The organism is Corallococcus sp. AB038B, from assembly GCF_003668955.1.
GTDB classification, from domain to species: Bacteria; Myxococcota; Myxococcia; order Myxococcales; family Myxococcaceae; genus Corallococcus; species Corallococcus exiguus.
On record NZ_RAWO01000029.1, the window covers coordinates 1 to 14623 of the forward strand.

Consider the following 14623-nt stretch of genomic DNA (forward strand, 5'->3'; position numbering starts at 1 on the left):
AGGTGGACCGCAAGGCCCTGCCCGAACCGGAAGACACGTCGCGCTCGGCCGGCTTCGTCGCGCCGCGCAATGCAACCGAAGAGCAGCTCGCGGCCCTCTTCGCCGAAGTCCTCCGCGTGGAGCGGGTCGGCATCCAGGACGACTTCTTCGCCCTGGGCGGTCACTCCCTGCTGGCCACGCAGCTCGTCTCGCGCGTACGCGCCGCGTTCGGCGTGGAGTTGCCGCTCCGCGGGTTCTTCGAAGCGCCCACGGTGGAGGCGCTCGCGGCGAAGTTCGACAGCGCCCATGGCTCCGGGCATTACCTGCCGCCGCTGCGCCCTGCTTCGCATGAAGGTGCCGTGCCGCTCTCGTTCGCGCAGCAGCGGCTCTGGTTCCTGGATCAGCTCACCCCGGGCGATGCGTCGTACAACATCCCCACGGCGCTGCGGCTGACGGGCCGCGTGGACGTGGAGTCCCTGCGCCGCGCCTTCGAAGCGCTGGTCGCCCGCCACGACTCCCTGCGCACCACCTTCCAGGAGCATCAGGGCCAGGCCACCCAGCACATCCACGCCCCCGGAGCATGGGCCCTGCCGCTCATGGACGTGTCCGGCCTGCCGGAAGCGCAGCGCGAAGCCGAGGCCCGGCGCCGGGTCGCGGAGGATGCCCGTCAGCCGTTCCGCCTGGAACACGGACCGCTCCTGCGCACGGCGCTCGTCCGGCTGGGCGAAGAGGAGCACCTGCTGCTGGTGACGATGCACCACATCGTCTCCGACGGCTGGTCCATGGGCGTGCTCGTGCGCGAGCTCGTGACGTTCTACGCGGCATTCACCCAGGACACGGCGCCGGCCCTCAGCCCCCTGCCGGTGCAGTACGCGGACTTCGCGGCGTGGCAGCGTCAGTGGCTCCAGGGCGAAACGCTCGACGCGCAGCTGCGCTACTGGAAGCAGCAGCTCGCGGGCGCGCCCGCCGCGCTGGAGCTGCTGACGGATCATCCGCGTCCGTCCATCCAGTCCCACGCGGGCGCGGCCCTCACCGTCCAGCTTCCGCCCGAAACCACCCAGGCCCTCAAGGCGCTGGCCCGGCGCGAGGGGGCCACGCCCTTCATGGTGCTGCTCGCGGGCTTCCAGCTCCTGTTGTCACGCTACGCAGGCCAGGACGACGTCAGCGTAGGCACGCCCATCGCAGGCCGCACCCAGGCGGAGACCGAGGGCCTCATCGGCTTCTTCGTCAACACGCTCGTCCTGCGCGCCCAGGTGAATCCACGCGCGACCTTCCGCGAGCTGCTCGCGCAGGTGCGCGGAACAACGCTCGCGGCGTTCGAGCATCAGCACCTGCCCTTCGAGAAGCTCGTCGAAGCCGTGCAGTCCGTGCGAGACGCGAGCCGCAGCCCGCTGTTCCAGGTGATGTTCGCGCTGCAGAACGCGCCCACCGGGGACCTGCGAATCCCGGGCCTCACCTTCCAGCAGGTGGCCGCCGAAGCACGCTCCGCCAAGTTCGACCTCACCCTGACGTTGCAGGACTCGCCCCAGGGCTTCGTGGGCTGGCTGGAGTACAGCACCGCCCTCTTCGAACGAAGCACGGTGGAGCGGATGGCCCGCCACCTGCGCACCCTGCTGGAGGCCGTGGCCTCAAGGCCCGAGCAGTCCGTGGCCGGGCTGTCGCTGCTCTCCCGCGAGGAGCGCCAGCGCATCCTCGTGGACTGGAACGACACCACTGTCGCCAGCCCCCTGGACGTCCCGGTCCACGTCCACTTCGCGCGGCAGGCACAGCGCACACCCGACGCGGTGGCCCTGGTGCTGGGGGAGGCGACGCTGACATACGCCCAGCTCGAAGCCCGTGCCAACCAGCTGGCCTGGCATCTGCGTGGCCTCGGCATCGCGCCCGGCGCGCGCGTGGGCCTCGCCATCGAACGCTCGTTCGAGATGGTGACGGCGCTCCTCGCCATCCTCAAGGCGGGGGCGACCTTCGTGCCCGTGGACCGCAATGCGCCGGTGGAGCGCAGCGCGATGCTGCTGGAGGACGCGGACGTTGGCGTCGTCCTCACCCACCAGCCCTTCGCCTCCAAGCTGCCGGCAACCGGCACCCGCGTCTGGCTGGATGCGCAGCAGGATGTCCTGGCCGCGCTGCCCACGCACGCGCCCGACGTCCCCGTAGAGGGCGAGTCTCTCGCCTACGTGATGTTCACGTCCGGCAGCACCGGCCGTCCCAAGGGCGTCAGCGTGCCGCACCGGGGCATCACCCGCCTGGTGCTCGGCAGCACCTTCATGCGCTTTGGGCCTGATGAGGTGTGGCTGCAGATCGCGCCCATCGCCTTCGACGCGTCCACGCTCGAAATCTGGGGCGCGCTGCTGCACGGCGCGAAGCTCGTCCTTGCTCCGCCGCATGCCCTGTCGCTGGAAGAACTGGCTGAGCAACTGCGCCGCCACCGGGTGACGGTGCTGTGGCTCACCACCGCCCTCTTCGAGCAGATGGCCCTGCACCAGGGCGAAGCCTTGGCGGAGGTGCGCCAGGTCCTCACGGGCGGAGACGTGATGCCCTGGTCGCGCCTGCGCGATCATCTCCCCCGACTCGCCGACGGCGCGACGCTGATTCACGCCTACGGCCCGACGGAGAACACGACCTTCTCCACCACGCTGCCGTTGCACCGCCACACGCGCGTGGAGGGTCCCGTCTCCATTGGCCGTCCCATCCCGAACTCCACCGCCTATGTGTTCGACGCGAACCTGCATCCAGTGCCCATGGGCGTCGCGGGCGAGGTGTACGTTGGAGGCCCGGGCCTCGCCTGGGGCTACCTGAACCGTCCCGACCTGACCGCGGAGCGCTTCGTCCCCCATCCCTTCGCTTCCACTCCCGGCGAGCGGCTCTACCGCACGGGCGACAAGGCCCGCTGGCGGGAGGACGGCACGCTCGACTTCCTGGGCCGCGTCGACTTCCAGGTGAAGGTGCGCGGCTTCCGCATCGAGCTGGGTGAAATCGAAACCGCCCTGCGCGCCTTCCCGGGCGTCAACGAGGCCGTCGTCATGGCCCGGGGCTCGGACGCGGACAAGCGCCTCATCGGCTATCTCACCGCGCACGAAGGCCACACCTTGGACGTGGAGGCGCTGCGGGTCCACCTGCGGCAGCGGCTGCCGGAGTACATGGTGCCCGCCTCGCTCCTGGTCCTGGAGGCGCTGCCCCTCAACGCCAACGGCAAGGTGGACCGCAAGGCCCTGCCCGAACCGGGGGACGCACCGCGCGCGGCCTCCTTCGTCGCGCCGCGCACCGCCACCGAAGAGAAACTCGCGGCCCTCTTCGCGGAGGTGCTGCGCGTGGAGCGCGTGGGCCTCCACGACGACTTCTTCGCCTTGGGAGGCCACTCGCTGCTGGCCACCCAGCTCGTCTCGCGCGTGCGCGCCGCGTTCGGCGTGGAGCTGCCGCTACGAGCCCTGTTCGGAGCGCCCACCGTCGAAGCCCTCGCGCCGAAGCTCGACGAGGCCCCGTCCTCCGCGCTTCGTGCTCCGCCGCTGAGGCCCGTGTCCCGCGAGGGGGCCCTGCCGCTCTCCTTCGCCCAGCAGCGCCTGTGGCTGTTGGATCAGCTCCAGCCGGGTGATTCGTCATACAACGTCCCCACCGCGCTGCGGCTGTCGGGCCGGGTGGACGTGGCGGCCCTGCGAGGCGCCTTCGAGGCGCTCATCGCCCGCCACGAGTCCCTGCGCACCACGCTCGCCGCGTCCCACGAGGCGCCGTCGCAGCGAGTCCACACCTCCGCGGCGTGGGAGCTGCCCGTCGTCGACCTGAGCGCGCTGCCCCAGGAGCAGCGCGAGGAAGAAGCCTGGCGCATCGTGGCCGAGGAGGCCCGCCGTCCGTTCCAGCTCGCCACGGGACCGCTGCTGCGCGGGCTGCTGGTGCGCCTGGGAGCGGAGGAGCACGTGCTGCTGGTGACCATGCACCACGTCATCTCCGACGGCTGGTCCATGGGCGTCCTCGTGCGCGAGATGGCCGCCTTCTACGAGGCCTTCAGCACGGGCAGCACGCCGGCCCTCCCGCCGCTGCCGGTGCAGTACGCGGACTTCGCGACGTGGCAGCGCGACTGGCTCCAGGGGGAGGTCCTGGACGCGCAGCTGGCTCACTGGAAGCGGCGGTTGGCGGGTGTGCCGGCGGCGCTGGAGCTGCCCACGGACCGTCCACGTCCGCCCGTGCAGACGCACCGGGGTGCCACGGTGGAGGTGCGGATTCCCGCCCCCCTCGTGGAGGCCCTCAAGGCCCTGGCCCAGCAGGAAGGCGCCACGCCCTTCATGGTGCTGCTGGCGGCCTACCAGGTGCTCCTGTCGCGCTACTCCGCGCAGGAAGACATCAGCGTGGGTTCCCCCATCGCGGGCCGCACCCAGGCGGAGACCGAGGGCCTCATCGGCTTCTTCGTCAACACGCTCGTCCTGCGCGCCCACGTGGATCCGCGCAAGACGTTCCGGGCGCTGCTGGTCCAGGTGCGCGACACGACGCTCGCGGCCTACGAGTATCAGCACCTGCCCTTCGAGAAGCTCGTGGAGGCCGTGCAGCCCACGCGCGACCTGAGCCGCAATCCGTTGTTCCAGGCCATGTTCGTCCTGCAGAACATGCCGGGCGAGGTGCTGCGCGTGCCGGGGCTGTCCATGCGAACGCTGCCTCTGGAGACCCGCTCCGCGAAGTTCGATCTCTCCCTGGGACTGAGGGAGGCCCCCACGGGCATCACGGGCACGCTGGAGTACGCGACAGACCTGTTCGACGCGGCGACCATCCAACGCATGGCCGGACACTTCGGCGTACTGCTGGAGGCCATCGCCTCAGAGCCGAACACGAGGCTTGGCGACCTGCCCCTGCTCACCGACACGGAGCGCCAGCAGCTCCTCGTCGAGTGGAATCCGCCTGCCTCGCAGGTGCCGCAGGAGTCCAGCATCCCCGCGATGGTGGAGGCACAGGTGCGCCGCACGCCGGATGCCCTGGCCGTCATCACACCCGAGCGGCAGCTGACGTACCGGGAGTTGGATGCGAAGGCGAACCAGCTCGCGCACCGTCTGCGCGGACTGGGCGTCGGGCCTGAAGTCCGCGTCGGCCTCTGCGTCGAACGTACCGAGGACCTTGTCATCGGAGCACTCGGCATCCTCAAGGCTGGCGGCGCCTACGTGCCCCTGGACTCCAGCTATCCGCGTGAGCGCTTGGGCTGGCTGCTGGAGGACGCCCAGGGCCCTGCACTCGTCGCGCATTCCCATCTGCTCTCGGCGCTGCCGGAGACATCCGCCACCCCGGTGTGCCTCGACTCGGACGCGGAGCTGGCGAAGCAGCCGACGACGGCGCCGGTGGTGGACATTCACCCCGGACACCTCGCCTACCTCATCTACACCTCCGGTAGCACCGGCCGCCCCAAGGGCGTCGCCATCTCCCATGGCAACGCCGTCTCCTTCCTCCGCTGGGCCTTGGAGACCTTCTCCCCGGAGGAGTTGAAGGGAACGCTCGCCGCGACGAGCCTCAACTTCGACCTCTCCGTCTTCGAACTCTTCGCGCCGCTCTCCAGTGGCGGTGCGGTGGTGGTGGCTCGCAATGCCTTGCATCTGGCTGAGCTGCCCACCGCGTCCCACGTCACCCTCGTCAACACCGTGCCCTCTGCCATGGCGCAGCTGCTGCGCCTGGGCGCGGTGCCTCCGAGCGTGCGTGTCATCAACCTCGCGGGTGAAGCCCTGCCGGAGACGCTCGCGAAGCAAGTCTACGCCGTCCCCACGGTGCAGAAGCTCTTCAACCTCTACGGCCCGTCCGAGGACACCACCTACTCCACCGCCTCTCTCGTCGGCCGTGACGAGGTGCCCCTCATCGGCAGGCCCCTGCCCGCGACGCGTGCCTACGTGCTGGGCGCTTCGCTGCAGCCGGTGCCCGTCGGCGTCGCAGGCGAGCTGTACCTCGCCGGCGAAGGCCAGGCGCGCGGCTACCTGCTGCGCCCGGAACTCACCGCGGAGCGATTCCTGCCCGAGCCCTACGGTCCTCCCGGTGGCCGCATGTACCGCACGGGCGACCGCGTCCGTTACCGCCTCGACGGGCGCCTGGAGTACCTCGGCCGCATCGACTTCCAGGTGAAGGTGCGTGGCTTCCGCATCGAGCTGGGCGAAATCGAAGCAGCCCTCCGCCGCGCCCCAGGCCTCAAGGACGTTGTCGTCGTCGCGAAGGGTGAAGCCGCCGACAAGCGCCTCGTCGCCTACGTCACGCCCAAGGCGGATACCTCGCTGGAGGTGGAAGCCCTCAAGGCCCACCTGCGCCAGGGCCTCCCTGAGTACATGGTGCCCGCCACCTTCGTGGTGATGGACGCCTTGCCCCTCAACTCCAACGGCAAGGTGGACCGCAAGGCCCTGCCGGAGCCGGAGGCACCTCAGTCCGGCAATACCTACGAAGCGCCTCGCACGGAAGCCGAAGCGAAGCTGGCCTCCATCTGGGCGGAAGTCCTTCGCCTGCCCCAGGTGGGCGTGAAGGACTCCTTCTTCGAGCTGGGCGGCCACTCGCTGCTGGCCACGCAGGTGGTGTCGCGCGTCCGCGCGGAGTTCAACGTGGAACTCCCCCTGCGCGCGCTCTTCGAGTCCCCCACTGTGGAGGCGCTCGCCGGGCGGCTGCACGGAAGCGCCATCTCCCAGGCTCCGAAGCTCACCCGCGTCTCGCAGGACGGTCCGCTGCCTCTGTCCTTCGCGCAGCAGCGGCTGTGGTTGCTGGATCAGCTCCAGCCTGGGGACGCGTCGTACAACATCCCCACCGCGCTCCAGCTCTCGGGCCACCTGGACGTGGAAGCCTTGCGCCGTGCCATCGAAGCGCTCGTTGCTCGACACGACGCCCTGCGCACCACCTTTCACGAGCACCAGGACCAGCCCATCCAGAACGTCCACGCGCCCGGCGGTTGGACGCTGCCGCTCGTGGACCTCTCAACCCGGCCTGAAGCGCTGCGGGAAGACGAGGCACGGCGGCTGGCCAACGAGGAAGCGCGGAAGCCGTTCGACCTCGCCAGGGGACCGCTGCTGCGCAGCACGTTGGTACGGCTGGCCGAGGACTCACACCTGTTGCTGGTGACGATGCACCACATCGTTTCCGACGGCTGGTCCATGGGCGTGCTCGTCCGCGAACTCATCTCGCTGTACTCCGCGTTCCATGACGGCAAGGGGCCCGGCCTTGCGCCGCTGCCCGTGCAGTACGCGGACTTCGCGGCCTGGCAGCGGAACTGGCTCCAGGGCGAGGCGCTGGACGCGCAGCTCCACTTCTGGAAGCAGCAGCTCTCCGGAGCCCCCGCGGCATTGGAGCTCCCCACGGACCGCCCGCGGCCGCCCGTGCAGTCACACCGAGGCGCAACGGTGGACGTGCGCATCCCCTCGGAGGTCTCTCACGCGCTCAAGGCCCTGGCACAGCGGGAAGGTGCCACGCCGTTCATGACGTTGCTCGCCGCATTCCAGGTGCTCCTGTCGCGCTACTCCGCGCAGGAAGACATCAGCGTGGGTTCACCCATCGCCGGCCGCACCCAGGCGGAGACCGAAGGCCTCATCGGCTTCTTCGTCAACACGCTCGTGCTGCGCGCCCACTTGAGCCCGCGCGCGACGTTCCGCGAGCTGTTGGCCCAGGTGCGAGGCACGACCTTCGCCGCCTTCGAGCACCAGCACCTGCCCTTCGAGAAGCTCGTGGAGGCCGTGCAGCCCACGCGCGACCTGAGCCGCAGCCCCCTGTTCCAGGCCATGTTCGTCCTGCAGAACACGCCCACCGAGGCGCTGCGTCTGCCGGGCCTGTCCTTCCAGTCCCTGCCGCTGGAAGCACACTTCGCCAAGTTCGACCTCTCCTTGGGTCTGCGTGAAGGCCGGGACGGATTCGTCGGTTCATTCGACTTCGCGACGGACCTGTTCGATGCCGAGACCATCCAGCGCATGGCCGGGCACTTCGGCGTGTTGCTGGAGGCCATCGCGACGAAGCCGGACACCCGACTGGTTGACCTGCCTCTGCTCACGGATGCTGAGCGCCAGCAACTCCTCGTCGAGTGGAATCCGCCTGCCTCGCAGGTGCCACCGGAGTCCAGCATCCCCGCGATGGTGGAGGCCCAGGTGCGTCGCACGCCGGATGCGCTGGCCGTCATCACGCCGGAGCGGCAGTTGACGTACCGGGAGCTGGACGCGAAGGCGAACCAGCTCGCGCATCGACTGCGCGGACTTGGCGTCGGGCCCGAAGTCCGCGTCGGCCTCTGTGTCGAGCGCACCGAGGACCTCGTCATCGGCGCTCTCGGCATCCTCAAGGCCGGTGGTGCCTACGTGCCGCTGGACCCCAGCTACCCGCGTGAGCGCTTGGGCTGGCTGCTCGAGGATGCCCAGGGCCCAGCCCTCGTCGCGCACTCCCATCTGCTCTCGGCGCTGCCTGAAACCAGCGCCACGCCGGTGTGCCTCGACTCGGACGTGGAGCTGGCGAAGCAGCCGACGACGTCTCCGCTCGTGGACATCCACCCCGGACACCTCGCCTATCTCATCTACACTTCTGGCAGCACCGGCCGTCCCAAGGGTGTCGCCATCTCCCATGGCAACGCCGTCTCCTTCCTCCTCTGGGCCTTGGAGACCTTCTCGCCGGAGGAGTTGAAGGGAACGCTCGCCGCGACGAGCCTCAACTTCGACCTCTCCGTCTTCGAACTCTTCGCGCCGCTCTCCAGTGGTGGTGCGGTGGTGGTGGCTCGCAACGCATTGCATCTGGCGGAGCTGCCCACCGCGTCCCACGTCACCCTCGTCAACACCGTGCCCTCCGCCATGGCGCAGCTGCTGCGCCTGGGCGCGGTGCCGCCCTCCGTACGTGTCATCAACCTCGCCGGTGAAGCCCTCCCGGAGACGTTGGCGAAGCAGGTGTACGCCGTCCCGACGGTGCAGAAGCTCTTCAACCTCTACGGGCCTTCCGAGGACACCACCTACTCCACCGCCTCCCTCGTCGGTCGTGACGAAGTGCCCCTCATCGGCCGCCCGCTACCCGCGACGCGCGCCTATGTGCTGGACGCCTCATTGCAGCCGGTGCCCGTGGGTGTCGCAGGTGAGCTGTACCTCGCGGGCGAAGGCCAGGCGCGTGGCTACCTGCTGCGTCCGGAACTCACCGCAGAGCGCTTCGTCCCCGAGCCCTTCGGCCCTCCCGGCGGCCGCATGTACCGCACGGGCGACCGTGTCCGTTACCGCCTCGACGGGCGCCTGGAGTACCTGGGCCGCATCGACTTCCAGGTGAAGGTGCGTGGCTTCCGCATCGAGCTGGGCGAAATCGAAGCAGCCCTCCGCCGCGCCCCAGGCCTCAAGGACGTTGTCGTCGTCGCGAAGGGCGAAGCCGCCGACAAGCGCCTCGTCGCATACGTTACGCCCAAGGCTGAGACCTCCCTGGAAGTGGAGGCCCTCAAGGCCCATCTGCGCCAGGGCCTCCCTGAGTACATGGTGCCCACCACCTTCGTGGTGATGGACGCCTTGCCCCTCAACTCCAACGGCAAGGTGGACCGCAAGGCACTGCCGGAGCCGGAGGCGCCCCAGTCCGGCAACACCTACGAAGCGCCTCGCACGGAAGCCGAAGCGAAGCTGGCCTCCATCTGGGCGGAAGTCCTGCGTCTGCCCCAGGTGGGCGTGAAGGACTCCTTCTTCGAGCTGGGCGGGCACTCGCTGCTGGCCACGCAGGTGGTCTCGCGCGTGCGCGCGGACCTGGGCGTGGAGCTGCCCCTCCGCGCCCTCTTCGAGTCCCCCACGGTGGAAGCCCTGGCCGCGCGGCTGCACGGGAGCGCGAGCACCCATGCTCCGAAGCTCACGCGAACCCCGAACGACGGCCCGCTGCCTCTGTCCTTCGCGCAGCAGCGGCTGTGGTTGCTGGATCAGCTCCAGCCCGAGGATGCGTCCTACAGTCTCCCGGTCGCGCTCCAGCTTTCGGGCCACCTGGACGTGGAAGCCCTGCGCCGTGCCTTCGAGGCACTCGTCGCCCGTCACGAAGCTCTGCGCACCACCTTCCACGAGCATCAGGGACAGCCCACGCAGCGGATCCAGGCTCCCGCGGCATGGACGCTGCCGCTCATGGACCTCTCTTCGTTGCCCGAGGATGAGCGGGAGAAGGAGGCCCGGAAGCTGGCCGACGCGGAGGCCCTACGTCCCTTCCGCCTCGCCACGGGCCCCCTGCTGCGCAGTGCGCTGGTGCGGCTGCGCGAGGATTCGCACCTGTTGCTGGTGACGATGCATCACATCGTCTCCGACGGCTGGTCCATGGGCGTGCTCGTCCGCGAACTCATCTCGCTGTACGCCGCGTTCCATGACGGCAAGGAGCCCGGCCTCACGCCGCTGCCCGTGCAGTACGCGGACTTCGCGGCCTGGCAGCGGAACTGGCTCCAGGGCGAGGCACTGGACGCGCAGATCCACTACTGGAAGCAGCAGCTCTCCGGAGCTCCCGCCGCGCTGGAGCTGCCCACGGACCGTCCGCGACCGCCCGTGCAGTCCCACCGGGGCGCCACGATGGAGGTTCGCATCCCCGGGGACGTCGCCCGTGCGATCAAGGCGCTCGCGGGACGCGAGGGCGCCACACCCTTCATGGTGCTGCTCGCTGCGTTCCAGGTGCTGCTGTCGCGCTACTCCGCGCAGGAAGACATCAGCGTGGGTTCACCCATCGCGGGCCGCACCCAGGCGGAGACCGAAGGCCTCATCGGCTTCTTCGTCAACACGCTCGTCCTGCGCGCCCACTTGAGCCCGCGCGCGACGTTCCGCGAGCTGTTGGCCCAGGTTCGAGGCACGACCTTCGCGGCCTTCGAGCACCAGCACCTGCCCTTTGAGAAGCTCGTCGAAGCCGTGCAGCCCACGCGTGACCTGAGCCGCAGTCCGCTGTTCCAGGCCATGTTCGTCCTGCAGAACACGCCCACCGAGGCGCTGCGCCTGCCGGGCCTGTCCTTCCAGGCCCTGCCGCTGGAAGCACACTTCGCCAAGTTCGATCTCTCCCTCGCCCTGCAAGAGGTCCAGGGGGAATTGGTCGGCTCGTTTGAGTACGCAACGGACCTGTTCGACGCGGCGACCGTCCAGCGCATGGCCGGCCACTTCGGCGTGTTGCTGGAGGCCATCGCGACGAAGCCTGAGTCACGACTCGGGGACCTGCCGCTGCTCACCGGCTCCGAGCGCCAGCAACTCCTCGTCGAGTGGAATCCGCCTGCCTCGCAGGTGCCGCGCGAACTCAGCATCCCCGCGATGGTGGAGGCACAGGTGCGTCGCACGCCGGATGCCCTCGCCGTCATCACGCCCGAGCGGCAACTGACGTACCGGGAGTTGGATGCGAGGGCGAACCAGCTCGCTCACCGCCTGCGTGGTCTGGGCGTCGGCCCCGAAGTCCGCGTCGGCCTCTGCGTCGATCGCACCGAGGATCTTCTCATTGGCACCCTTGGCATCCTCAAGGCCGGTGGCGCCTACGTGCCGCTGGACCCCAGCTACCCGCGTGAGCGTTTGGGTTGGCTGCTGGAGGACGCCCAGGGCCCTGCCCTCGTCGCGCACTCCCATCTGCTATCGGCGCTGCCCGAAAACAACGCCACGCCGGTGTGCCTCGACTCGGACGTGGAGCTGGCGAAGCAGCCGACGACGGCTCCGGTGGTGGACATCCACCCGGGCCACCTCGCCTACCTCATCTACACCTCCGGTAGCACCGGCCGTCCCAAGGGCGTCGCCATCTCCCATGGCAACGCCGTCTCCTTCCTCCACTGGGCCCTGGAGACCTTCTCGCCGGAGGAGTTGAAGGGAACGCTCGCCGCGACGAGCCTCAACTTCGACCTCTCCGTCTTCGAACTCTTCGCTCCGTTGAGCAGTGGCGGTGCGGTGGTCGTGGCACGCAACGCCCTGCACCTGGCGGAACTGTCCACTGCGGGCCACGTCACCCTCGTCAACACCGTGCCCTCCGCCATGGCGCAGCTGCTGCGCCTGGGTGCGGTGCCCCCCTCCGTTCGCGTCATCAACCTCGCCGGTGAAGCCCTACCGGAGACGCTTGCGAAGCAGGTGTACGCCGTCCCCACGGTGCAGAAACTCTTCAACCTCTACGGCCCGTCCGAAGACACCACCTACTCCACCGCCTCCCTCGTCGGTCGTGACGAGGTGCCCCTCATCGGCAGGCCCCTGCCCGCGACGCGTGCCTACGTGCTGGACGCTTCGCTGCAACCGGTGCCAGTGGGTGTGGCCGGAGAGCTGTACCTCGCGGGCGAAGGCCAGGCTCGTGGCTACCTGCTGCGCCCGGAACTCACCGCCGAGCGCTTCCTGCCCGAGCCCTCCGGTCCTCCCGGCGGCCGCATGTACCGCACGGGCGACCGTGTCCGTTACCGCCTCGACGGGCGCCTGGAGTACCTGGGCCGCATCGACTTCCAGGTGAAGGTGCGTGGCTTCCGCATCGAGCTGGGTGAAATCGAAGCCGCGCTCCGCCGCGCCCCAGGCCTCAAGGACGCCGTTGTCGTCGCGAAGGGCGAAGCCGCCGACAAGCGCCTCGTCGCCTACGTCACGCCCAAGGCCGAGGCCTCGCTGGAGGTGGAAGCCCTCAAGGCCCACCTGCGCCAGGGCCTCCCTGAGTACATGGTGCCCGCCACCTTCGTGGTGATGGACGCCCTGCCTCTCAACTCCAACGGCAAGGTCGACCGCAAGGCCCTGCCCGAACCCGACGCCCACGCCATCGAGGCCCGGGACTTCGTCGCGCCCCGTGATGCGCTCGAAATGCAGCTCGCTCGCATCTGGGAGGACGTCCTCGGCGTCCGCTCCGTCGGTGTCCGCTCCAGCTTCTTCGAACTGGGCGGCCACTCGCTGCTCGCCGTGCGCATGCTCGCGTCCATCCGTGAGCGTCTCGGCCTCAGCCTCCCTCTCTCCGTCCTCTTCCAGCAGCCCACCGTCGAGCAACTCGCGCAGGTGCTCCGCGACGACTCGCGGGCCTGGACGCCCCTCGTTCCCCTGGAGCGCGGAGAGCCGGGTCACCGGCCCCTCTTCCTCGTCCATCCTGGTGGCGGCAACGTCCTGGCCTACTCGGAGCTGGCGCGCAGGCTCGGGCCGTCACTGCCCGTCTTCGGACTCCAGTCACGCGGCCTCGACGGACGCCCCGTCGTCGAGTCCATCGAGGAGATGGCCACCCTCTACGTCGAAGCCATCCGCACCGTGCAGCCGCAGGGCCCCTACCAGTTGGGAGGTTGGTCCCTGGGCGGCGTCATCGCCTACGAGATGGTACGCCGCCTGCGCGAGGCGGGTGAAGCCGTGGACCTGCTCGCACTCATCGACGCCCACGCGCCCGGCATCACGCCGCCTTCCGAGACAGAGCCCCACTTCTCTTCCGAAGCCCGAGTGAGGATCGCCTTCGCCCAGACCACGGCCACCGCTTTCGGTCAGGAGCTCGCCGTCTCGGCCGAAGCGCTGGCACAAGGCGACGACGACGCGATGCTGGACCACCTGCTCCAGGAAGGCATCCGGGCGAGCATCCTCGACGCGCACTCCGGGGCCGCCCAGCTGCGTGCCCTCTTCAACGTCTTCCAGGCCAACCTGTTCGCGCAGGAAAAGTACGTGCCCCGTCCGTACGACGGCACCGCCCTGCTGCTGAGCGCCAGCGAGGCCGCGGCCGGGCTTCCACGTCACCGCGGCTGGGAGCCTCTCGTCCGTGGCGGCCTGGAGGTGCACGACGTCCCCGGCAGCCATCATGAGCTGCTGCAGGACACGCACCTCGAGCCCATCGTGGAGCGACTGCGGCTGATCCTCGCCCGTGTGTCGGGCAGCGAGTCGCGCGCCCCCACGGGAAGTTGAAGTCCGTCCGCCCCGCGCCAGCCTGTTCAGGCGCGGGGCTTCAGCTCCAGGAAACCAATCGCTCCGCACGGATCTCTCCGCCGGGTTCGTTGGTGTCCCGAATTCGCGGGGCCCCGAACCTGAGATCCGGCTTTTGCGGTCGAGCGGTCACGCCGACGTCAGAGCCGCCTCCTATGGTGGGGTCTGTAAACACAGGGATTTATTCATCCCCGGGTTGTGCCTCAGGAGCGCAGGGCCGGCCTCATGACACGCCATGTCGTTACCGAATAATGTAACCACCGCGAATTTGCCCACTGCCGCGCTTCCCCCGTGAGCGCGGTTCAGGACGGCAATCCAGCAACAGCAGCAGTCTGAGATCTCACGAGGGCCACCGTCCCGGGTGGTCCTCGTGCGCAATGGCATCCCCCAGTGCGGAGTACACGAGATGAGCCAGGATCTGTCGAAGCGGATCGCCAACCTCTCACCGGAAAAGCGCGCCGAGTTGCTGAAGAAGATGGCCGCGCAAAAGGCCACAGCTGGCAACTCCGTCCAAGGCCTCATCCGGGTGCAGGACCGCACGCACCCGCTGCCGCTGTCCTTCGCGCAGCAGCGCCTCTGGTTCATTGATCAGCTGCAACCCGGAACCTCCCTCTTCAACGTGCCCATGGCGGTGCGCCTGGAGGGTGCGCTCGACGTGGCCGTGCTGGAGCGAGCGCTGCGCGAAGTCGTGCGCCGTCATGAGGTGCTGCGCACCACCTTCCGCGAGGACGTCTCCGGCCCCGTACAGGTGGTGTCGCCGGAGCCGATGCTCACCCTGGAGCGCAAGGACCTCACGGGCTCGCCGACGGAAGAAGCGTGGCGCCTGGCGCGTGAAGCCGCGGCCCAGCCCTTCGACCTCGCGAAGGGCCCGC

General features: G+C 69.4%; 2 protein-coding genes. Both read left to right on the top strand.

Annotation, left to right across the window (positions count from 1 at the left end):
* Window positions 1-2: 2 nt before the first annotated feature.
* Entirely contained in the window at window positions 3-13733 is a 13731-nt protein-coding gene (locus D7Y04_RS42280; RefSeq protein ID WP_233601841.1) for a non-ribosomal peptide synthetase, read from the top strand.
* Between the two features lie 424 nt (window positions 13734-14157).
* The coding region (locus D7Y04_RS42285) for a condensation domain-containing protein (protein WP_233601843.1) at window positions 14158-14623 on the top strand (466 nt) is incomplete at its 3' end.